The organism is Pseudomonas sp. SBT1-2 (genome assembly GCF_028640875.1).
GTDB lineage: Bacteria > Pseudomonadota > Gammaproteobacteria > Pseudomonadales > Pseudomonadaceae > Aquipseudomonas > Aquipseudomonas chlororaphis_I.
In genome coordinates, this window is record NZ_JAQZAA010000112.1 from 24,383 (window position 1) to 45,504 (window position 21,122).

24 protein-coding genes are annotated in these 21,122 nt (G+C 61.4%); 19 read left to right on the plus strand and 5 right to left on the minus strand.

From position 1 onward, the window contains the following. Positions 1–84: 84 nt before the first annotated feature. Entirely contained in the window at positions 85–873 is a 789-nt protein-coding gene (locus tag PVZ78_RS26740; protein WP_041987628.1) for a hypothetical protein, read from the plus strand. 126 nt (positions 874–999) lie between these two features. On the opposite strand, the gene prmB is transcribed toward PVZ78_RS26740, so the two are convergent. Further along, positions 1,000–1,908, minus strand: coding sequence for a 50S ribosomal protein L3 N(5)-glutamine methyltransferase (gene prmB, locus PVZ78_RS26745; RefSeq protein ID WP_009050201.1), 909 nt, complete (start codon positions 1,906–1,908; stop codon positions 1,000–1,002). A gap of 237 nt (positions 1,909–2,145) precedes the next feature. Between prmB and PVZ78_RS26750 the strand changes: the two genes are divergently transcribed. The 5 genes from PVZ78_RS26750 (at position 2,146) to PVZ78_RS26770 (ending at position 4,915) form a co-directional block, all read left to right on the plus strand. Next, positions 2,146–2,736: a cysteine hydrolase family protein gene (locus tag PVZ78_RS26750; protein ID WP_273829570.1), complete on the plus strand. Its 591-nt coding sequence runs from the start codon at positions 2,146–2,148 to the stop codon at positions 2,734–2,736. Between the two features lie 130 nt (positions 2,737–2,866). Further along, positions 2,867–3,187 (plus strand): hypothetical protein, encoded by a 321-nt coding sequence (locus tag PVZ78_RS26755; protein WP_007932271.1) that lies wholly within the window; start codon positions 2,867–2,869, stop codon positions 3,185–3,187. A 75-nt stretch (positions 3,188–3,262) separates the two neighbouring features. Continuing rightward, positions 3,263–3,820 carry a Smr/MutS family protein gene (locus PVZ78_RS26760; protein WP_009050203.1) on the plus strand — a complete coding sequence of 186 codons (558 nt, stop codon included), beginning with the start codon at positions 3,263–3,265 and terminating at the stop codon, positions 3,818–3,820. Positions 3,821–3,897: 77 nt separating this feature from the next. Continuing rightward, positions 3,898–4,443 (plus strand): GTP cyclohydrolase I FolE, encoded by a 546-nt coding sequence (gene folE / locus PVZ78_RS26765; protein WP_003204506.1) that lies wholly within the window; start codon positions 3,898–3,900, stop codon positions 4,441–4,443. A 100-nt stretch (positions 4,444–4,543) separates the two neighbouring features. Beyond that, on the plus strand, positions 4,544–4,915 hold the full coding sequence (locus tag PVZ78_RS26770; RefSeq protein WP_101283139.1) for a glutathione S-transferase N-terminal domain-containing protein: 372 nt from the start codon (positions 4,544–4,546) through the stop codon (positions 4,913–4,915). 172 nt (positions 4,916–5,087) lie between these two features. Here the strand turns inward: PVZ78_RS26770 and PVZ78_RS26775 are convergent, their stop codons facing one another. Both PVZ78_RS26775 and PVZ78_RS26780 read right to left on the minus strand, forming a co-directional pair. Further along, the gene (locus PVZ78_RS26775; protein ID WP_053269691.1) at positions 5,088–5,690 is read right to left on the minus strand and encodes a glutathione S-transferase family protein; all 603 of its coding nucleotides are present in this window, start codon (positions 5,688–5,690) and stop codon (positions 5,088–5,090) included. Positions 5,691–5,702: 12 nt separating this feature from the next. Next, positions 5,703–6,869, minus strand: coding sequence for an aminotransferase-like domain-containing protein (locus PVZ78_RS26780; protein WP_273829571.1), 1,167 nt, complete (start codon positions 6,867–6,869; stop codon positions 5,703–5,705). 82 nt (positions 6,870–6,951) lie between these two features. Between PVZ78_RS26780 and PVZ78_RS26785 the strand changes: the two genes are divergently transcribed. The 3 genes from PVZ78_RS26785 (at position 6,952) to PVZ78_RS26795 (ending at position 9,735) form a co-directional block, all read left to right on the plus strand. Beyond that, positions 6,952–7,386, plus strand: coding sequence for a MarR family transcriptional regulator (locus PVZ78_RS26785; protein ID WP_009050207.1), 435 nt, complete (start codon positions 6,952–6,954; stop codon positions 7,384–7,386). A gap of 309 nt (positions 7,387–7,695) precedes the next feature. Beyond that, on the plus strand, positions 7,696–9,045 hold the full coding sequence (locus PVZ78_RS26790; protein ID WP_009050208.1) for an NCS2 family permease: 1,350 nt from the start codon (positions 7,696–7,698) through the stop codon (positions 9,043–9,045). Positions 9,046–9,108: 63 nt separating this feature from the next. Beyond that, a complete protein-coding gene (locus PVZ78_RS26795) occupies positions 9,109–9,735 on the plus strand; it encodes a LysE family translocator (RefSeq protein ID WP_009050209.1) in 627 nt (208 codons plus the stop codon). A gap of 184 nt (positions 9,736–9,919) precedes the next feature. Here PVZ78_RS26795 and uraH read toward each other — a convergent pair whose 3' ends face one another. Beyond that, positions 9,920–10,273, minus strand: coding sequence for a hydroxyisourate hydrolase (gene uraH, locus PVZ78_RS26800; RefSeq protein ID WP_009050210.1), 354 nt, complete (start codon positions 10,271–10,273; stop codon positions 9,920–9,922). A gap of 421 nt (positions 10,274–10,694) precedes the next feature. Here uraH and puuE point away from each other — a divergent pair, with 421 nt between their 5' ends. The 10 genes from puuE to PVZ78_RS26850 all read left to right on the plus strand — a co-directional run bounded on the left by puuE (position 10,695) and on the right by PVZ78_RS26850 (position 19,844). Continuing rightward, on the plus strand, positions 10,695–11,621 hold the full coding sequence (gene puuE, locus PVZ78_RS26805; protein ID WP_009050211.1) for an allantoinase PuuE: 927 nt from the start codon (positions 10,695–10,697) through the stop codon (positions 11,619–11,621). Further along, a complete protein-coding gene (gene uraD / locus PVZ78_RS26810) occupies positions 11,618–12,133 on the plus strand; it encodes a 2-oxo-4-hydroxy-4-carboxy-5-ureidoimidazoline decarboxylase (RefSeq protein WP_009050212.1) in 516 nt (171 codons plus the stop codon). Before puuE ends, uraD begins: the two co-directional genes overlap by 4 nt. 78 nt (positions 12,134–12,211) lie before the next feature. After that, positions 12,212–13,207, plus strand: a complete 996-nt coding sequence (alc, locus tag PVZ78_RS26815; RefSeq protein WP_009050213.1) for an allantoicase — start codon at positions 12,212–12,214, stop codon at positions 13,205–13,207. A 148-nt stretch (positions 13,208–13,355) separates the two neighbouring features. Next, positions 13,356–13,859: an ureidoglycolate lyase gene (locus PVZ78_RS26820; RefSeq protein ID WP_009050214.1), complete on the plus strand. Its 504-nt coding sequence runs from the start codon at positions 13,356–13,358 to the stop codon at positions 13,857–13,859. Positions 13,860–13,910: 51 nt separating this feature from the next. Then, positions 13,911–15,230, plus strand: coding sequence for a urate hydroxylase PuuD (locus PVZ78_RS26825; protein WP_273829572.1), 1,320 nt, complete (start codon positions 13,911–13,913; stop codon positions 15,228–15,230). 157 nt (positions 15,231–15,387) lie between these two features. After that, entirely contained in the window at positions 15,388–16,746 is a 1,359-nt protein-coding gene (locus tag PVZ78_RS26830; protein ID WP_009050216.1) for a nucleobase:cation symporter-2 family protein, read from the plus strand. Positions 16,747–16,891: 145 nt separating this feature from the next. Further along, a complete protein-coding gene (locus PVZ78_RS26835) occupies positions 16,892–17,677 on the plus strand; it encodes an outer membrane protein OmpK (RefSeq protein ID WP_016704392.1) in 786 nt (261 codons plus the stop codon). A gap of 1 nt (position 17,678) precedes the next feature. Beyond that, positions 17,679–18,020 carry a hypothetical protein gene (locus PVZ78_RS26840; protein ID WP_138984941.1) on the plus strand — a complete coding sequence of 114 codons (342 nt, stop codon included), beginning with the start codon at positions 17,679–17,681 and terminating at the stop codon, positions 18,018–18,020. A gap of 41 nt (positions 18,021–18,061) precedes the next feature. Then, positions 18,062–18,847, plus strand: a complete 786-nt coding sequence (locus PVZ78_RS26845) for an outer membrane protein OmpK (RefSeq protein ID WP_009050218.1) — start codon at positions 18,062–18,064, stop codon at positions 18,845–18,847. 142 nt (positions 18,848–18,989) lie between these two features. Beyond that, positions 18,990–19,844, plus strand: coding sequence for a pirin family protein (locus PVZ78_RS26850; RefSeq protein WP_016704393.1), 855 nt, complete (start codon positions 18,990–18,992; stop codon positions 19,842–19,844). 90 nt (positions 19,845–19,934) lie between these two features. On the opposite strand, the gene PVZ78_RS26855 is transcribed toward PVZ78_RS26850, so the two are convergent. Then, a complete protein-coding gene (locus tag PVZ78_RS26855) occupies positions 19,935–21,107 on the minus strand; it encodes a patatin-like phospholipase family protein (protein WP_025805599.1) in 1,173 nt (390 codons plus the stop codon). Positions 21,108–21,122 lie beyond the last annotated feature (15 nt).

The window sequence follows — 21,122 nt, forward strand, 5'->3', positions numbered from 1 at the left end:
CAGTCCTGAAAAAAACGGCCGATAAGCCTTTGCCGGCCGTTCACTTGCCGTCGGCAAGTAGCGCTTGGACAGGATCTCGCCGTTATGACCGATACCCAGAACCCTCCCGAAACCGAGGTTGAAAACCCCGCTCCCGAAGCCGTGGCGTTGCCGTGGGCGGATGTCCACGCCGAGCATCACCGGATGCTTCGCCTGGCCCCGCTGCAAACCGATCGCGCCACGGGCGGACGGCCGCTGCGCTTTATCGAGTTCGGTTATGCCGAGCGCAGCAACAAGGAGCGCAGCCTGTTGCGCATGACCCTCCAGTTGCCGGGCCAACGGGTGCGCAAGGAGCAGAATCACCTGGATGTCTGGGTCGATCATGCGACTCGGCGGGTGCGCTTCGAGCCGGAAAACCTGCAGATCGAGCCGGCGAACCGTGGCATCGGCCGCTTTCTGCTGGCGCAGGGCGCAAGCTGGGCGCAGAAGAAATGGCCGCACTACCGCGTGGACGGTTTCGAACTGGCGAACAAGGATGCGCTGAACGAGGCCACGCGCCTGCGACGCGATCATTTCCTGAGGGTCCAGGGTTTCGATGTGGTTTACGCCGATGCCCAGCATCTCAAGGGCAGCGTCAAGGATGTGCAGGTCGGCGAACTGCTGGCCAACTGGAACACCGAAAAACTGCAATTCGTCGAGATCCTCGAAGCCGCGCAGATGCTGCAACAGGCCGAGCAGAACCTCGAAGAGCAGGAAGTCAAACTGCGCAAGCACGAAGAAAAGGTTGCCAAGTACAAGCGCGAAGACACCGGACTGCGCTTTACCATCACCTGCCTGGTGGCCTTTGCGGTGTTCCAGGCCGGGTTGCTGATCTGGATCGCGACCCACCGCTGATTCCAGACTTACGCGGATACCTGTAGGAGCGAAGCTTGCTCGCGATAGCGTCCGTCCAGGCACACCCCGGTGCCTGGATCGCGGGCAAGTCGGATCGCCGCCCGCTCGCTCCTACAGAAACGCCGATCAGACCCGGGAGCTGAACAACGCCTGGTGCTGCCGGCACTGCTCGGCGGTGAGCATGAACACGCCATGGCCGCCGCGCTCGAAGTCCAGCCAGGCGAAGTCGACTTCCGGGTACAGGGCTTCAACATGGACCTGGCTGTTGCCGACCTCGACGATCAACAGGCCCTTCTCGGTCAGATGATCGGCCGCCTCGGCCAGCATGCGCCGCACCAGGTTCAGGCCATCGTCGCCACAAGCCAGGCCCAGCTCCGGTTCATGCTGGTACTCCTCGGGCATGTCGGCGAAGTCCTCGGCATCCACATACGGCGGATTCGACACGATCAGGTCGAAACGCTGGCCCGGCAAGCCCTCGAAACCGTCGCCCTGCACCGTGAACACCCGCTCATCGACGCCATGGCGCTCGATGTTCTGGTTCGCCACCTCGAGGGCTTCGAACGACAAGTCGGCCAGCACCACTTCCGCATGGCGGAATTCGTAGGCGCAGGCAATGCCGATGCAGCCGGAACCGGTGCACAGGTCGAGAATCCGCGCGGGCTCGGCACCCAGCCAGGGTTCGAAACGTTTTTCGATCAGCTCGCCGATCGGCGAACGCGGGATCAGCACACGCTCGTCGACAATGAACGACAGGCCACAGAACCAGGCCTCGCCCAGCAGGTAGGCGGTCGGCACGCGCTCTTCGATGCGCCGCTTGAGCAGACGCTGCAGATTGACCAGTTCGTCATCTTCCAGCGCGCAGTCCAGATAGCTGTCGGCTATTTCCCACGGCAGGTGCAAGGCACCCAGTACCAACTGGCGGGCTTCGTCCCAGGCGTTGTCGGTCCCATGGCCGAAAAACAGATCCTCCCCATGAAAGCGGCTGACAGCCCAACGGATGTGGTCGCGCAGGGTGCGCAGGCGGGAAGTGATCACGGGACAGACTCCTGAAAAAACGACTGGCGATTCTAACAGCCAAAACGTCTGAGGACGACGCATGAAAAATCTGAGTCTGCGGGGCGTCCAGGCGGTTTTCCCCGCATTCGACCCGATTCTCCATAGCCCTTGACACGGCTGTAGGCCAGCAACCACGCACCTTACGTTAGTAGCGATTCACAGAAGCGCTCCGCCAGAGGACAATGTCGCAAAAGCCCCACTCACAGGAGCCCCAGAATGTCCGTTCCAAAGACGATGTTTCAACTCAGCGGTCGTGGTTATGCAGCGGCTAATTTGAGCCACGCGACCCTTGTGATCATCGACGCCCAGAAAGAGTACCTCAGCGGTCCGCTGGCCCTGTCCGGCATGGACGCCGCGGTCGCCAACATCAAGCAACTGGTCGCTGCCGCCCGCTCCGCCGGCCGCCCGGTTGTGCACGTGCGCCACCTCGGCACCGTCGGCGGTCTGTTCGACCCCCAGGGTGAGCGCGGCGAATTCATCCCCGACCTCGAACCCCAGGGCGACGAGACCATCATCGGCAAGCTGCTGCCGAGCGCCTTCCATGGCACCGAGCTGGAAAAGCGCCTGCAGGACCTGGGCTCCCTGGACCTGATCGTCTGCGGTTTCATGAGCCACTCCAGTGTCAGCACCACCGTGCGCGCGGCGAAGAACCTGGGCTTTCGCTGCACCCTGGTGGAAGACGCCTGCGCCACCCGCGACCTGCCCTACAAGGGCGGCATCCTCAGCGCCGAGCACGTCCAGCAGACCGAAATGGCCATCATGGCGGACAACTTCGCCACCCTCGCCCTGACCAAAGATCTGATCTGATCGACCTGCAATGAGCGGTCCACGGGCCGCTCATCCGTAAAAGCCTCTCATTTGCCGTAATTGCCTTAGCCTCAGGAACCACCCGGTCATCTTTCGGTCGAAGGGCCGATACCCATTGAGGAAGGTCGGAATGAAGATATCCGATGGTTTTGACGCACGTCGTCTGCGGCCCAAAGGCCCGCGGAACTGGCGTTTGCGCCTGGGCGCGGGATTCTCCGCGTTGCTGGCGACCTTCGGTGTGCTGCTGGCGATGGCCGGGGCCGCCAGCCTGTTGGGGCGCCCTCCGGCGCTGGGCGAATTGAATGCAAGTCCGGCAGGTTCCGCGGTGATTCTAGCGGTCGGTCTGTTACTGCTGTATGTCGGCGTCTGGCTGTGGCGTCGCTGCCGGCGCCGCATGCGCCAGCCGCAGACCTTGAACATGGCTCCACACCTGATGAAGAAACATGACTGAATCGATGGCAACACGTTTTGTCCCGCCCCTCTCCCGTCGAGTTGGGTAAACTGCTCGGTCTTCGCGGAGGCTGACATGCAAGACGACGATTTTTCCCTGTTCAAAAGCGCGATCCAAGGCGTCAAGCCGATCAAGCACGATCGCGCCGAAACCGGCAAACCCAAGGCTGACCGGGCGCAGATCGCCAAGCTGCGCCAGGCTGCCAGCGTGCGCACCGAGACCACGACCGTCGATGGGCTGTCCGATCAGTTCGTGATCGACGTCGGCCCGGAAGACGAGTTGATGTGGGCCCGCGACGGGGTTCAGGAAAGCCAGATGCGCAAGCTCAAGGTCGGCCAGATCCCTTTCGAGGGCAGCCTCGACCTGCACGGCATGAACGTGGAAAAGGCCCGGGAAACCCTCTGGGCGTTCCTCGCCGAAGCCACCAAGTTCGAAATCCGCTGCGTGCGCGTCACCCACGGCAAGGCCGTGCGCCTGGACGGCAAGCGGCCGATGATCAAGAGCCACGTCAACACCTGGCTGCGCCAGCATCCCCAGGTGCTCGGCTTCACCTCGTGCCAGGCCAGGCACGGCGGCGCTGGGGCCGTTTATGTGATGCTCAAACGCACCATGATGGAAGGTCGCGACGAGTAAAGCCGCTTCGTCGCGCTTGCAGCGTCGAGTCCGCCACCGTACCCTTGCCCTTTGCGTAAAATCCCACAGGTAGTTTCATGTCCCTGGAACAGAATTACACGGCGATCCTCGGCCAATTGGGCGAAGACGTCTCCCGCGAGGGCCTGCTCGACACGCCAAAACGTGCCGCCAAAGCCATGCAGTACCTCTGCCGCGGTTATGAACAAACGCTGGAAGAAGTCACCAACGGTGCCTTGTTCAGCTCCGATAACAGCGAAATGGTGCTGGTCAAGGACATCGAGCTCTACTCGCTGTGCGAGCACCATCTGCTGCCTTTCATCGGCAAGGCTCACGTCGCCTACATTCCAAGCGGCAAGGTGCTGGGCCTGTCGAAAGTCGCGCGCATCGTCGACATGTACGCGCGCCGCCTGCAGATCCAGGAAAACCTCAGCCGCCAGATCGCCGATGCGGTCCAGCAAGTGACCGGCGCCCTGGGCGTCGCGGTGGTGATCGAGGCCAAGCACATGTGCATGATGATGCGCGGTGTGGAGAAGCAGAACTCGTCGATGATCACCTCGGTGATGCTGGGCGAATTCCGCGAAAACGCGGCGACCCGCAGCGAGTTTCTCAGCCTGATCAAGTAATCGGCTGCCCGAAAGAACCGGCGTTCATCGCCGGTTTTTTTTCGCCTGGCAAAAATCAGGTAAGCTGCCGCCCCTTCTTTCATGGGCAAGAGGCAATATCGTGATCGTCAAAGCGCTTCGAGTCGGCCTGGGCCAGCTCATCATCTTCATCGACTTCATCACCCGCCCACGCAAGCAGCAGCGCCCCGCCGCGGCCCAAGCCCAGGTCGAACAGGCCGCCAAGGGCCTGACCCTGTACCAGTTCCACGCCTGCCCCTTCTGCGTGAAAACCCGTCGCACCCTGCACCGCCTGAACGTTCCAGTGACCCTGCGTGACGCGAAAAACAACGAGCAGGACCGCCAGACCCTGCTGGAGCAAGGCGGCAAGATCAAGGTGCCGTGCCTGCGCATCGAAGAAAACGGCCAGACCACCTGGATGTACGAGTCCAAGGTGATCATCGATTATCTGGACAAGCGCTTTGCAACAGCTTGAATGGTTGGTGGCGTTCTGAAGGACGTCAGCACGGGCAAGCCTCGCTCCTACAGGTTTACGACCGAGTTTCTGTAGGAGCGAGGCTTGCCCGCGATAGCGCCAGAACAGCCCCCACAAGAACCAGACCATAAAAAACCGACCCAAGGGTCGGTTTTTTGTTTCCCGCAGAAGCTCAGTCGAGCATCCCGACATGCCGTGGATGGCTTTCCACCCGCTGCATCCAGGCCTGGATGCCCGGGTAGCGCGCCAGATCGAAGCCGCCTTCATGGGCGACATGGGTATAGGCATAGAGCGCGATATCGGCAATCGAATACTGCTCGCCTACCAGATACGGCGTGCGCGCCAACTGGTGCTCCATCACGTCCAGGGCCTTGTAGCCGCGCTTTTGCAGCTTCTCGTATTCGTGAAGGCGCTCTTGCGGCAGGCCCAGATAAAGCTGGATGAAACGTGCCACGGCAATGTACGGCTCATGGCTGTATTGCTCGAAAAACTGCCATTGCAGCACTTGCGTGCGTAAACGCGGCTCGCTCGGCAGGAATTCGCTGCCATCGGCGAGGAAGTTGAGAATCGCGTTCGACTCCCACAGGCAAGTGCCGTCTTCCAGCTCCAGTACCGGGATCTTGCCGTTGGGGTTCTTCGCCAGAAACGCCTCGGTCTGCGTATCCCCGTTCAAGATATCCACGGCGTGCCACTCATAAGGCTGGCCCAGCAGATTGAGCATCAGCTTGACCTTGTAGCAGTTGCCGGACCGGTAATCCCCATAAACCTTGTACATGGCCCTCTCCTCTTAGGCTGCCTGTGCAGCCTGTGCTTGACGTACCACGGTGGCCAGCCGCTTGAGACCTTCGTCCAGACGCGCCGGATCGATATGACTGAAATTCAACCGCAGGTGACCTGGATTGCGGTCCGGCTCGGAGAAGAAGGGTTCGCCCGGCATGAATGCCACATCCTGCTCCAGCGCCGCCTTCAGCAAAGTGCGGGTGTCCAGCGGCTGTTTCAAGGTCAACCAGAAAAACAGCCCGCCCTGGGGCACCTGCCAGTCGGCCAGATCGCCGAAATGACGTTGCAGGGCTGCTTGAAAAGCGTCGCGGCGGACCCGGTAGAAATCACGCAACTCGCCCAGATGCTGCTGATACTGCTCGGTACCTATCCATTGCAGCGCCTGCCATTGGCCGACTCGATTGGTGTGCAGGTCCGCCGACTGCTTCAACCGCAGCAGATGGGGAAACAGGTCCGGGCTGGCGATCAGGTAACCGACCCGCAGCCCTGGCAGCAGCGTCTTCGACACGGTGCCGGTGTAGATCCAGCTGGCCTTGCGCAGGCGCCCGACGATGGGCGTGGCGCTGCCGCCATCGAAAGTCAGCTCGCGGTAAGGTTCGTCCTCGATCAGGGTCACCTCGAACTCATCGAGCAACGCCGCCACGGCATCGCGCTTGGTCTCGCTGTAGCGCACCGCCGAAGGATTCTGGAAGGTCGGGATCAGGTAGATGAACGCGGGACGATGCTGCTCCAGGCGGGCGCGCAATTGCGCCAGGTCCGGCCCATCGGCCTGAAGCGGCACGGTCAGGCAATCGGCGCCGAACAGCTGGAAGATCTGCAACGCTGCCAGGTAGGTCGGCGCTTCCAGCATGATCTCGGTGCCCTTGTCGATGTACAGCTTGGCCGCCAGATCGAGGGTCTGCTGGGAACCGCTGACCACCAGCACCTGGCTCGCCTCGCACGGCACGCCCAGCGCCCGGGCCTGCGCCGCCAGGGCCTCGCGCAACTGTGGCTCGCCCTCGCTCATGCCGTATTGGCCCATGGACACCGGCATCGCCTGCCAATCGGTCTTCGGCAGCATCGCTTCGGCGGGCAGGCCTCCGGCGAACGACATCACTTCCGGACGCTGCGCGGCGGCAAGGATTTCACGGATCAATGAGCTTTTAAGACGCGAAACACGTTCGGAGAAGGCCATGAGGGTCACCCGTAGCGAAGGCGGAGGAAAATACGTCAAACTGCTTGACCGAAATTACGCCGACTTTCGCAGATACGTCAATATGCTTGACCTTAAAAACCAGACCACGCAACAAGCCGCCATGGAAGCTTTCTTCTTTGGTTACCAGGCGTTCACCGCCAAGGCCGACGAAATGCTCGAGCGCCGCGGCCTGAGTCGCGTGCATCAGCGCATCGTGTTTTTCATCGCCCGCTACCCGGGGCTGAGTGTGAAAGAACTGCTCACGGCACTGGGCGTGAGCAAGCAGGCGCTGAACATTCCGCTGCGCCAATTGATGGAGATGCACCTGGTCAACAGCGTTGCCCCAGAGAGCGACAAGCGTAAACGCCTGCTGGAGCTGACCGAGGACGGCGCGCGCTTTGAGCAATCGCTGCGGCGCGAGCAGGTGAAACTGCTGCAACGGGTATTCGCCGAGGCCGGCGAAGCAGCGGTGGATGGCTGGCTGGCGGTGAACAAGGCCCTGGGCGAAAACCGCTGACACCACAGCCTGCGAGCGCACAGCGGTCGTCAATCTGCATAGCCGATGCTTCTGCAAGACCCGTGTCAGCCCCATTACGAGCGCTGCGCCAGCGGCTACAGGCATATAGCATTTCTGGCGAACTTTTCGCACACAACCTAAAAAACATTATTTGCTTTCTTTGTATACAAAAGCATAATTCGCCACGTGCGAGTTCCTGACCCATAGGTCAATAAAAGCCCGCAAGCCTTACATGCCTCAAAGAGCCGCTGCCCACCCTCACGTGTCCGGCTCTGGAAAAAATAATAAAACTCTTGAGGAGTACTCGCTGTGGAAAGCCGCAAATCCGAAGCCCCTACGCTGGAACTCTCGCCGCCGCTGAACAGTGGCTGGCTGGAGCGCATCTTCAAACTCAGGTTGCATGGCACCACGGTGAAGACCGAGCTGATCGCCGGTCTGACAACCTTCATCACCATGGCCTACATCATTTTCGTCAACCCCAACATCATGGCCGACGCCGGCATCGACCACGGCGCGGCCTTCGTCGCCACCTGCATCGCCGCCGCCCTGGGTTGCCTGTTGATGGGGCTGTACGCCAACTGGCCGGTAGGCCTGGCGCCCGGCATGGGGCTGAACGCCTTTTTCACCTACACCGTGGTCGGAACCATGGGCTACAACTGGGAAACCGCCCTCGGTGCGGTGTTCGTGTCCGGCGTGCTGTTCATGTTCCTGACCTTCTCGCGGATCCGCGAATGGCTGCTCAACAGCATTCCGGCCAGCCTGCGCTTCGCCATGGGCGCCGGCGTGGGCCTGTTCCTCGGGCTGATCGGCTTGAAGACCGCGGGCATCGTGGTCGATAGCCCGGCCACCCTGATCAAGCTCGGCTCCCTGCGCGAACCCGGCCCGCTGCTGGCGGCGATCTGCTTCCTGATGATTGCCGTGCTCAGTTACCACCGGGTGTTCGGCGCGATCCTCATCAGCATAATCACCGTGACCCTGGCCGGCTGGGGCCTGGGCCTGGTGCACTACGAGGGCATCATGTCGGCCCCGCCGAGCCTGGCACCGACCTGGATGGCCATGGACGTCGCCGGGGTGTTCAACGTCAGCATGATCAGCGTGGTGCTGGCCTTCCTCTTCGTGCACATGTTCGATACCGCCGGCACCCTGATGGGCGTGGCCCAGCGCGCCGGCCTGGTCAACCCCGACGGCAAGATCGAGAACCTCTCCCGCGCCCTGAAGGCGGACAGCGCCTCCAGCGTATTCGGTGCGGTGGTTGGCGTTCCGCCCGTGACCAGCTACGTGGAAAGTGCCGCGGGTGTCGCCGCGGGTGGTCGGACTGGTCTTACCGCAGTGACCGTAGGTGTGCTATTTATCGCAGCCATGTTTTTCGCACCGCTGGCTGGCATGATCCCCGCTTATGCCACCGCCGGTGCGCTGATTTATGTGGCGATGCTGATGATGGGCGGCATGGCCCACATCGATTGGGAAGAGGCCACCGACAGCATTCCGGCGATCGTCACCGCAATCATGATGCCGCTGACCTTCTCGGTCGCCGACGGTATCGCCCTGGGTTTCATCACCTACGTGGCCTTGAAGGCCGGGACGGGCAAGTACAAGGAAATCTCCATCAGCCTGTGGGTGCTGTGCGCGATCTTTATCGCCAAGTTCATTTTCTTGTAGGCACATCGGTTTCAAACGGCCTCACCCCGTCGGGTGAGGCTTTTGCACATAAGGAGAAAGGCAATGAGCGTGGAAACCTGGCTGCTGTTCAGCGGCGCGGCACTGGTGGTGATCCTGATTCCGGGCCCGCTGTCCCTGCTGATGATCAGCAACAGTCTGAATTACGGTTTGCGCCGGTCCTACCCGGCGTTTCTCGGCGGCGTGTTTGCCTCGATCTGCCTGCTGAGTGCCTCGGCCCTGGGCCTGGGCGCCCTGCTGCTGGCTTCGGAGCAGCTGTTCAGCGCCCTGAAAATCGTCGGTGCGCTGTACCTGTTCTATCTCGCCTGGCAAAGCTGGCAGCAATCGCGGCAGCCCTCCCTCGGCGCCGAAGTGCCCCAGGCCGCACCGAAACCGCGCTTTCGCGCACTGTTTGGGCGCGCTTTTGTGCTGGGCGCGAGCAACCCGAAAGACATTCTGTTCTTCGCCGCATTTCTGCCGCAGTTTCTCAGCGCCGAACAACCCTTCCTGCCACAACTGCTGATCATGATCGTCACCTGGACCCTGCTCGACCTGCTGTGCAAGCTGGCTTACGGCCTGGGCGCCCATGGCGCGGCGCGCTACCTGCGCAGCGGCAAGGGCCAGAGCTGGTTCAACCGGGTCAGCGCCGGGCTGTTCAGCGGCGCGGGCGCTGCATCGCTGTTGAGCCGCTGAGAGCATCGCGGGCAAGTCGGATCGCCGCCCGCTCGCTCCTACAGAAGCCAATCCTGTAGGAGCGTGGCTTGCCCGCGATGGCGTCCTCACCCACAGCACATTTTCGCAGACGAAAAAAAGCCCGCAGTGTGAGCGGGCGAAAGACCAAAGAAGCTATTTGCGCAGGCTTCGTGGGGGGAAAGTCCTAGCTTCCTCTGTAGGTCGAATAACTGTAGGGCGAGATCAGCAGCGGTACGTGGTAATGCTCCTGCTCGGCCGAGATGCCGAAGCGCAGCACCACCACATCGAGAAACGCAGGCTCAGGCAGTTGTACGCCGCGAGCACGGTAGTAATCGCCGGCATGGAATTGCAGCTGGTAAACCCCGGTGCGGTAGTCATCGCCTTGCAGCAACGGCGCATCGCAACGGCCATCGCTGTTGGTCAGGGCACTGGCGACCAGTTCCAGTTGCGCACCTTCGACCCGGTACAACTCGACCTTGATGGCGCTGCCTGGGCAGCCATGCGCGGCATCCAACACGTGTGTAGTCAAACGTCCCATTGATTCTGCGTGTCTGTGCGCGCTCACACGTCCAGACCTCGCGCCTCCTGAAGTCAGTTGATAAGGAGACCGCACCGTTTCGGAGCACGAAAGGATGCGGCAAGGAATTTATTAAGACACTTTTAAAAAAAATTGTACACAATAAAAATCACCCATTTCCGGGTACTTCGAGCAAGTCCCCGTATTCCCTTGATCAGCGGCTAGACCATGAGAGCAGGAGACTTTTCATCCATTAGCTGACCAACCAGGCAGGTTTCTTGCAGTACCCAGGGATGAACACAATCGATGAAAAATGCAAAAAATCGGGCTTACAAACTGATTTAAAAGTTGTATACAATCGTTCCATCGCTGTGACGCCAGCCTGCCTTTCCCCCTCAGGCCCCGCCACGCCACCGTTATCACGATAAGAAGGAAGACTGCAGTGAGCGCTGACTACCCACGCGACCTGATCGGTTACGGCTCCAACCCTCCTCACCCTCACTGGCCGGGCAATGCCCGCATCGCCCTGTCGTTCGTGCTCAATTACGAAGAAGGCGGCGAGCGCAATATCCTGCACGGCGACAAGGAATCAGAAGCCTTCCTTTCGGAAATGGTCGCCGCCCAGCCCCTGCAGGGCGAGCGCAACATGAGCATGGAATCGCTGTACGAGTATGGCAGCCGCGCCGGCGTCTGGCGGATCCTCAAGCTGTTCAAGGAATTCGACATTCCGCTGACCATCTTCGCCGTCGCCATGGCCGCCCAGCGCCATCCGGACGTGATCCGCGCCATGGTCGAAGCCGGCCACGAGATCTGCAGCCACGGCTACCGCTGGATCGACTACCAGTACATGGACGAGGCCCAGGAACGCGAGCACATGCTCGAGGCGATCCGCATCCTCACTGAAATCACCGGTGAACGCCCGCTGGGCTGGTACACCGGCCGCACCGGCCCGAACACCCGGCGCCTGGTGATGGAAGAAGGCGGTTTCCTCTACGACTGCGACACCTACGACGACGACCTGCCCTACTGGGAACCCAACAACCCGACCGGCAAGGCGCACCTGGTGATCCCCTACACCCTGGACACCAACGACATGCGCTTCACCCAGGTCCAGGGCTTCAACCAGGGCGACGATTTCTACCAGTACCTCAAGGATGCCTTCGACGTGCTGTACGCCGAAGGCGCCGAGGCGCCGAAGATGCTGTCCATCGGCCTGCACTGCCGCCTGATCGGCCGTCCGGCGCGCCTGGCCGCCCTGAAACGCTTTATCGAGTACGCCAAGGGTCACGATCAGGTCTGGTTCACCCGCCGCGTGGATATCGCCCGCCACTGGCAACAAACCCACCCGTTCCCGGGAGCTGCGAAATGAGCACCTTCCAAACCCTGAAACCCTCGACCCTGAGCCGCGACGCCTTCGTCAAAGCCTTCGCCGATATCTACGAACATTCGCCATGGGTCGCCGAAAAGGCCTTCGACCTGGGCCAGGACGCATCGATCGACCGGATCGACACCCTGCACCAGCGCATGAGCGACATCCTGTTGAGCGCTGATCACCAGAGCCAGTTGGCCCTGATCAACGCTCACCCGGACCTGGCCGGCAAAGCCGCCGTCCAGGGGCAGCTGACCGAAGCCAGCACCCATGAACAGGCTGGCGCCGGTATTCACCAATGCACGGCCGAAGAGTTCCAGCGCTTCACCGAGCTGAACGATGCCTACAAGGCCAAGTTCAAGTTTCCCTTCATCATGGCGGTAAAAGGCAGCAACCGGCATCAGATCCTCGCGGCGTTCGAAGCCCGCATCCACAACTCGGTGGACACCGAATTCCGGTGCGCGCTGGCGGAGATCAACAAGATCGCCCTGTTCCGATTACTGACTCTCTAGCAAGCCTGGCCCGAGTACGAAACGTACCCAGGGCCCTGCAAGCATCCCAAGCCACTCAATTAAAGGCAGACAAGAAGAATGAAAGCTTACGCCGTACCTTTCGAGAAGTTCGTCAACCTGGCCGACGCCCGCCTGGGCACCAAGATCATCTCGGTGACCGATGACTGGTTCGCGGACGCCAACCGTCTGTTCCAGCCGACCCCGGCCGTATGGAAGGAGGGCGTATTCGATGACAACGGCAAGTGGATGGACGGCTGGGAGTCGCGCCGCAAGCGCTTCGAAGGCTACGACAGCGCTGTGATCCGCCTGGGCGTGCCTGGCCAGATCAAGGGTGTGGACATCGACACCTCATTCTTCACCGGCAACTTCCCGCCATCGGCCTCCCTGGAAGCCTGCTTCCTGACCGAAGGCGAGCCGAACGAAAACACCCAGTGGGTGGAAGTGCTGCCGGCCGTCGAGCTGCAAGGCAACAGCCATCACTACCACGAGATCAGCAACGACCAGGCGTTCAGCCACCTGCGCTTCAACATCTACCCGGATGGCGGCGTGGCCCGTCTGCGCGTGCACGGCATCCCGTACCGCGACTGGTCGGCGGTCGGCGACAACGAACAGGTCGACCTGGCAGCCGCCCTCAACGGTGGCCGCGCCCTGGCCTGCTCCGATGAACACTTCGGCCGCATGAGCAACATCCTCAACCCGGGCCGCGGCATCAACATGGGCGATGGCTGGGAAACCGCCCGCCGCCGCACGCCGGGCAATGACTGGGTGATCGTCGCCCTGGGCCATCCGGGCGAGATCGAGAAGATCATCGTCGACACCCTGCACTTCAAGGGCAACTACCCGGACAGCTGCTCGATCCAGGGCGCCTTCGTCAAGGGTGGCACCGACAGCCAGATCGAAACCCAGTCGCTGTTCTGGCGCGAACTGCTGCCGAGCCAGAAGCTGGAAATGCACGCCGAACACACCTTCGCCGAGCAGATCAAGGCCCTGGGCCCGATCACCCATATCCGCCTGAACGTGTTCCCGGACGGTGGCGTCAGCCGCCTGCGGATCCTCGGCAAGGTCGCGAAGTAATGCCGAGCCTGTAGGCGCGAAGCTTGCTCGCGATAGCGGTTGTCAGGTCGACATCTGCTGTCTGGTTTGACGCCATCGCGAGCAAGCTTCGCTCCTGCAAAAAACATGACTTGCCGAAAAACCGAACTCACAGATTAAGAAGAACAGCATGCGCACATTGATGATCGAACCGCTGACCAAAGAAGCCTTCGCCCCCTTCGGTGACGTGATCGAAACCGACGGCAGCGATCACTTCATGATCAACAACGGTTCGACCATGCGCTTCCATCGTCTGGCTACCGTGGAAACCGCCACGCCGGACGACAAGGCGATCATCAGCATCTTCCGCGCCGACGCGCTGGACATGCCCTTGACCGTACGCATGCTGGAGCGCCATCCGCTGGGCAGCCAGGCTTTCATTCCGCTGCTCGGCAACCCCTTTCTGATCGTGGTCGCGCCACTTGGCGATGCACCTGTATCGGGCTTGGTCCGCGCCTTCGTCAGCAATGGCAGGCAGGGCATTAATTACCATCGCGGCGTCTGGCACCACCCGGTGCTGACGATCGAAAAGCGGGATGACTTCCTGGTGGTTGATCGCAGTGGCACAGGCAATAACTGCGATGAGCATTTCTTTGAAGAGGATGAGTGTTTGATCCTCGCCCCCCACCAATAAGAGAAGGTCTGATCACCCGAAAACAAGGGTGACAGGCGAGAGGTAAAGACTGTGGAAGCACATCTGTTGGAATGGCTCAACCTGAGCGTGCGTTGGGTTCACATGATCACTGGCGTGGCCTGGATCGGCGCGTCGTTCTACTTCGTCTGGCTGGAAAACAACCTCAATCGCGTCAACCCCAAGGACGGCCTGTCGGGCGACCTCTGGGCAATCCACGGTGGCGGCATCTATCACCTGGAAAAATACAAGCTGGCCCCACCGTCCATGCCGGAGAACCTGCACTGGTTCAAGTGGGAAGCCTACTTCACCTGGATGTCGGGGATCGCCCTGCTCTGCCTGGTGTTCTACTACAACCCGATGCTCTACCTGGTAGCGCCCGGCAGCGGCCTGACCGGCCCTGAAGGCGTGGCCATCGGCATCGGTTCGCTGATCGCCGGCTGGTTCGTCTACGACTTCCTCTGCGACTCGCCCCTGGGCAAGAAACCCGCCCTGCTCGGCTTCATCCTGTTCGTGCTGTTGATCGCCGCGGCCTATGGCTTCAGCAAGGTGTTCAGCGGTCGCGGCGCCTATCTGCATGTCGGCGCCATCATCGGCACCATCATGGTCGGCAACGTGTTCCGCATCATCATGCCGGCCCAGCGCGCGCTGGTGGCCGCCATCGCGGAAAACCGCACGCCGGACCCGACCCTGCCGGCCAAGGGCCTGCTGCGTTCGCGCCACAACAACTACTTCACCCTGCCCGTGCTGTTCATCATGATCAGCAACCACTTCCCGAGCACCTATGGCAGCCAGTACAACTGGTTGATCCTGGCCGGGATCGCGGTGCTGGCGGTGCTGGTGCGTCACTACTTCAACACCCGCCACGACAGCCACAAGTTCGCCTGGACCCTGCCGGTCGCGGCCCTGGGCATGATCTGCCTGGCCTACGTCACCGGCCCCGCGCAAATGGCCAAGGGTCCGGAAGTGGCCAAGGCGCCGGCGAAGATCGAGTACCAGCCACTGCCGGAAACCGCCATCGGCGGCGGCGCCAAGCCTGAGGCCGCAGCGGCTCCGGCAGCTCCGGCAGCTCCCGAAGTTGCTCCGACGCAAGCGTCCACGGCAACCCCGGGCCCGAGCTTCGACAAGGTGCACAACGTGATCCAGGAACGTTGCACCGTCTGCCACTCGGCCAAGCCCACCAGCCCGCTGTTCAGTGCCGCGCCGGCCGGCGTGATGTTCGATACCCCGGAGCAGATCAAGCTCCAGGCCCCACGGATCCAGGCCCAGGCAGTCGCCAGCCAGATCATGCCGCTGGGCAACATCACCCAGATGACCCAGCAGGAACGTGACCTGATCGGCGCCTGGATCAACCAGGGGGCGCGCACCAACTAGTACTGCGGTGCCAGCCCGCTCGCTCCTGCAGCTCATGCAATACCTGTAGGCGCGAGCTTGCCCGCGATCAACCGCCACGCGGTTGGCCTGCTGCAAAAAAGCTGTTCGCAACCACACAGCTTTCTAATCACAAGAATAAAAAGATCCGAGGTGTTGCATGTCCGCGTTAACCGAACCGCGCATCCCCGACGCACCCGCCATTGCGCGACTGCCCCTTTTGCAACTGATCCTGGTCGGTTTGCAGCATGTCCTGCTGATGTACGGAGGCGCCATCGCGGTGCCGTTGATCATCGGACAGGCCGCGGGTCTGAGTCGTGAAGAAATCGCTTTCCTGATCAATGCCGACCTGCTGGTCGCCGGCATCGCCACCATCGTGCAATCCCTCGGCATCGGCCCCATGGGCATCCGCATGCCAGTGATGATGGGCGCCAGCTTTGCCGCCGTGGGCAGCATGGTGGCCATGGCCGGCATGCCGGGCATCGGTTTGCAGGGGATCTTTGGCGCGACCATCGCCGCCGGTTTCTTCGGCATGCTGATCGCGCCCTTCATGTCCAAGGTGGTGCGTTTCTTCCCGCCCCTGGTCACCGGCACCGTCATCACCTCCATCGGCCTGTCGCTGTTCCCGGTCGCGGTGAACTGGGCGGGCGGCGGCAGCCACAATACCGAATTCGGTTCCCCGATCTACCTGACCATCGCCGCGCTGGTACTGGGCACCATCCTGCTGGTGCACCGTTTCATGCGCGGTTTCTGGGTGAATATTTCCGTGCTGATCGGCATGGGCCTGGGCTACGTGCTCTGCGGCCTGATCGGCATGGTCGACCTCAGCGGCATGGCCCAGGCGCCCTGGGTGCAGGTGGTCACTCCGCTGCATTTCGGCATGCCGCAGTTCCATCTGGCGCCGATCCTTTCGATGTGCCTGGTGGTAGTGATCATCTTCGTCGAGTCCACCGGGATGTTCCTCGCCCTGGGAAAGATCACTGGCCAGGAAGTCACCCCGCGCATGCTACGTCGCGGCCTGCTGTGTGATGCCGGCGCCTCGTTTTTCGCCGGTTTCCTCAACACCTTCACCCACTCTTCGTTCGCCCAGAACATCGGCCTGGTACAGATGACCGGCGTGCGTTGCCGCTCGGTGACCCTAGTCGCCGGCGGCCTGCTGATAGTCCTGAGCCTGCTACCCAAGGCGGCTTTCCTGGTGGCCTCGATTCCACCGGCGGTACTGGGTGGCGCAGCCATCGCCATGTTCGGCATGGTGGCGGCGACCGGGATCAAGATCCTCCAGGAAGCCGACATCGCCGACCGCCGCAATCAACTGCTGGTGGCGGTGAGCATCGGCATGGGCCTGATTCCGGTGGTCCGCCCGGAATTCTTCGCCCACCTGCCGCTGTGGATGAGCCCGATCACCCACAGCGGAATCGCCATGGCCACTCTCAGTGCCCTGGCCCTGAACCTGCTGTTCAACATCCTGGGCGGTACCGAACGGGCCGCCAGCAATCCCCGACACGCCCACCAGCATTGAAGCCTGAACGGGGCGGCCTGGCGGTCGCCCCTGCTTGACCGTCGATACCCGAAATACACGCACGACAGGCAGACCCGGCACCGCGCCCGGTCGCAGTCGGCGGCTGCCTGCGCCTTGACAATAAAAACAAACAGGGAGCAACACGATGAGACATGCACACGCACGCCTGCTGCTCGGCGGCACACTGCTGGCGACAACCCAGGCCATGGCTGGCGACCTGCTGCTGTGGCAGACCAACAGCCTGACGTACCTGTACGGCAAGAACTTCGCGATCAACCCGTCGATCCAGCAGACGGTGACCTTCGAACACGCCGACCGCTGGAAGTACGGCGACACCTTCCTGTTCGTCGACAAGATTTTCTACAACGGCCAGGAAGACCGTAACAAAGGCCGCCACGCCTTTTACGGCGAGTTCAGCCCCAGGCTGTCGTTCGGCAAGATCCTCGACCGCTCATTGGCCTTCGGCCCGGTCAAGGATGTGTTGCTGGCCATGACCTACGAATATGGCGAAGGCGACAGCGAGGCCTACCTGATCGGCCCCGGTTTCGACCTCGCCGTTCCGGGCTTCAACTATTTCACCCTGAACTTCTACCGCCGCCAGACCGAAGGCCCGCGCCCCGGCGACGGTGTCTGGCAAATCACCCCCTCCTGGTCCTACAGCATCCCGCTGGGTCGCTCGAACCTGTTGATCGACGGCTACCTGGACTGGGTGGTGGACAACGACCGGAACGACCGCGGCACCTACCACGCCAACCTGCATATCAACCCACAGATCAAATACGACCTGGGCAAGGCCCTGCGCCTGGGCGAGAAGCAGCTGTATGTCGGCCTCGAATACAGCTACTGGAAAGACAAGTACGGCATCCAGAACAGTCCGAACCTGGACACCAACCAGAACACCGCCAGCCTGCTGGTGAAGGTGCATTTCTAGGATGGCCGGCAAACGTGCTCCAAAGTTGTTTCAAGTGCGCTATTGCAGAGCACTTGAGCAAGGCCGTGGGAGTCAGTATTCTCCGCGGCCGCCTGAATCCGGTGAAAAAAAAAGCCCGGATTTAAAAACTGACCAGAAAGCCAACTTATCCAGGCCTCTGGAAAGTACCAAGGCGTACCGATTTAGAACCGAATTCACTCTCGATCGACTGTATTCGTACAGCCGCGCGGGAGTTTTTGCGTTTTTTTTCGCCTTGGCTCAGCTCTTGCTATCAGCAACAAAGCTGACCGATCGGATGATTTTTCAGCCACTGGAAGGTGCCACACCAGAGCACCGGCTTTAAAGAAAAAAACGTGGAACCACTTACTTTTTGGGAGCAACCGAATGAACCGCATCTGTAAAGGCCTGATGCTTGCCGGATCCTTGCTGGCAGGGGCCCAGGCCACCGCCGGCGATCTGCTGCAATGGCAGAACAACAGCCTGACTTACCTCTACGGCAAAGACTTCGCGATCAATCCAGAAATCCAACAGACCGTTACGTTCGAACATGCCGATGCCTGGAAGTACGGCGACAACTTCCTGTTTATCGACAAGATCTTCTACAACGGTAAAAAGGACGGCAACGTCGGTCCGAATACTTATTACGGCGAGTTCAGCCCGCGTCTTTCATTCGGCAAGATCTTTGATCAGAAGTTGGAGTTCGGTCCGATCAAGGATGTATTACTGGCCATGACTTACGAGTTCGGCGAAGGCGATAACGAGTCCTACCTGATCGGTCCGGGTTTTGACCTGGCGATCCCCGGGTTCGATTACTTCCAGTTGAACTTCTACAACCGCCAGACCGAAGGCAGCCGTGCCGGCGACAATGTCTGGCAGATCACCCCGGTATGGTCCTACACCATTCCGGTGGGCCGTTCGGACATCCTGATCGACGGCTTCATCGACTGGGTAGTGGACAACGACAAGAATTCCAAAGGCGAGTACCACGCCAACCTGCACATCAACCCGCAGATCAAGTACGACCTGGGCAAGGCGCTGAAACTGGGCGACAAACAGCTGTATGTCGGTATCGAATACGACTATTGGAAGAACAAGTACGGGGTCAAGGACACCCCGTACTTCGACACCGACCAGAACACCGCCAGCCTGCTGCTCAAGTACCACTTCTGATGCTGTGAGCACCGTTCCCGTGCGGGTCGCGGGAACGGATTACATCGAACAAATCGATAGTAACGCGCCGATATTCGCAACCATCGATCAGTTGAGCTGGCATAGCATGTCGCTCATTCCAATCTGATCAGGAGTTGCATCGATGACTCAATTTCGCAAAGTACTCAGCGTCCATACCGGCCAGCCCGCTTCGGACGGCGCCGGCGTCAGACTGACCCGGGTCTTCGGTGGCCAGGGTGTCGAGCGTTTCGACCCGTTCCTGATGCTCGACGAGTTCGGCTCGGAAAACCCCGACGATTACATCGCCGGCTTCCCGCCCCATCCCCATCGCGGTTTCGAAACCGTCACCTACATGCTCGAAGGCCGCATGCGCCATGAGGATCACCTGGGCAACGTCGGCCTGCTGGAAGGCGGTGGCGTGCAGTGGATGACCGCTGCCAAGGGCATCATCCACAGCGAGATGCCGGAGCAGGAAGAAGGCGTGATGCGCGGCTTCCAGCTATGGCTGAACCTGCCGGGCAAGCACAAGCTGGACAAGGCCGGTTACCGGGACATTCAACCCCAGGACATCCCGCGCCTGACCACCGCCAATGGCGTGGAAGTGGTGGTGATCGCCGGCCGCTTCGATGACGGCCAGGTGCAACAGACCGGCGCCGTGGAGCGACCAGACACCGAGCCCCACTACTTCGACCTGCGCCTGCCTGCTGGCGCCAGCATCAGCCCGCGTCTGCCTGAAGGACATCGGGCCCTGCTGTATGTCTATGAAGGCCAGGTTGAGCTGGCCGGGCATCCGCAACCGGTCGCCAGCAGCAAGCTGGTGCGCCTGTCCGACCAGGGCGAGATCCAGTTGAGCAGTGCCAATGGCGCCCGTGTGCTGTTGATCGCCGGCAAGCCCCTGGGCGAGCCGATCGTGCAGTACGGCCCGTTCGTGATGAACACCCGGGAAGAGATCGAGCAGGCGTTGCGGGATTTTCGCGATGACAAACTGACGGCCTGAGCATTGCCCTTAGAAACGCTATCGCGAGCAAGCTCGCTCCTACAGAGATAATGAACTCCCTGTAGGAGCGAGCTTGCTCGCGATGCTTTTTCAGGCCGTCTCGACTTCTGCCGCCAATCCCAGGAAGCGCCGCAGCTCGTCGCGCTTGGCCAGGGCATCGCTGCGTCCCAGTTCGATCAGTTCGCTGCAATACCCCGACTCGAACAACAGGTAACTCAGGACTCCGGCACCGCTGGTCTTGGTTGCCCCCGGCCCGCGCAGAAACAGGCGCAGTGCCGCCGGCAGCTCATGCCGGTGCCGGGCAGCGATCTCGTCGATCGGCTGGCTGGGCGCAATCACCAGCACCTCCACCGGCGCCACGCCCAGGGCGCGGACGGGCGTGCCCGACGGCAGCAGATGACTGAACTGGTTGAGTCGCTGCAAGAGTTCGATGTCGCTCTCCAGGCTGTCAATGAAGGTACTGTTGAGCATGTGGCCACCGATCTGCGCCAGCGTCGGCTGCTGCCCGGTGTAGCTGCGTTGCTGGGGCGCCTGCGGATCGATGCCGCGAGGGTTGCCGCTGACCCCGACCACCAGCACCCGGCTGGCCCCCAGGTGCAACGCCGGACTGATGGGCGCCGATTGCCGCACCGCGCCGTCGCCGAAAAACTCCTGGTCGATTTTCACCGGCGCGAACAGCAACGGAATCGCCGAACTGGCCAGCAAGTGTTCAACCGTGAGTTCGGTGGGCAGGCCGATACGCCGATGGCGCAGCCAGGCATCGATGGTGCCGCCGCCCTGGTAGAAGGTCACCGCCTGGCCCGATTCGTAACCGAAGGCCGTGACCGCCACCGCTTGCAGGTGCTTTTGCGCGATCGCCTGACGAATGCCGGACAGCTGCAGCTTATCGTTCAACAACTGCCGCAGCGGTGAACTGTTGAGCAGCGCCACCGGCACCTGCGCGCCCAGGCCGAGCAGGCTGTGACCGACGAACCGGGTGGCCTGGCGGATCACCCCGGGCCAGTCGCTGCGGATCACCTGATGGCTGCGAAAGCCCTGCCAGAACGCCGTAAGACGTTCGATGGCCGCGGTGAAATCCAGCGCGCCGCTGGCCAGGCTGACCGCGTTGATCGCCCCGGCCGAGGTCCCGACAATCACCGGAAACGGATTGCTCGTCCCCGCCGGCAGCAACTCGGCAATTGCCGCCAATACCCCCACCTGATATGCCGCACGAGCCCCACCGCCGGAAAGAATCAATCCTGTGACCGGTTCCGCTGGGCTCATCGCTACACTCCATGG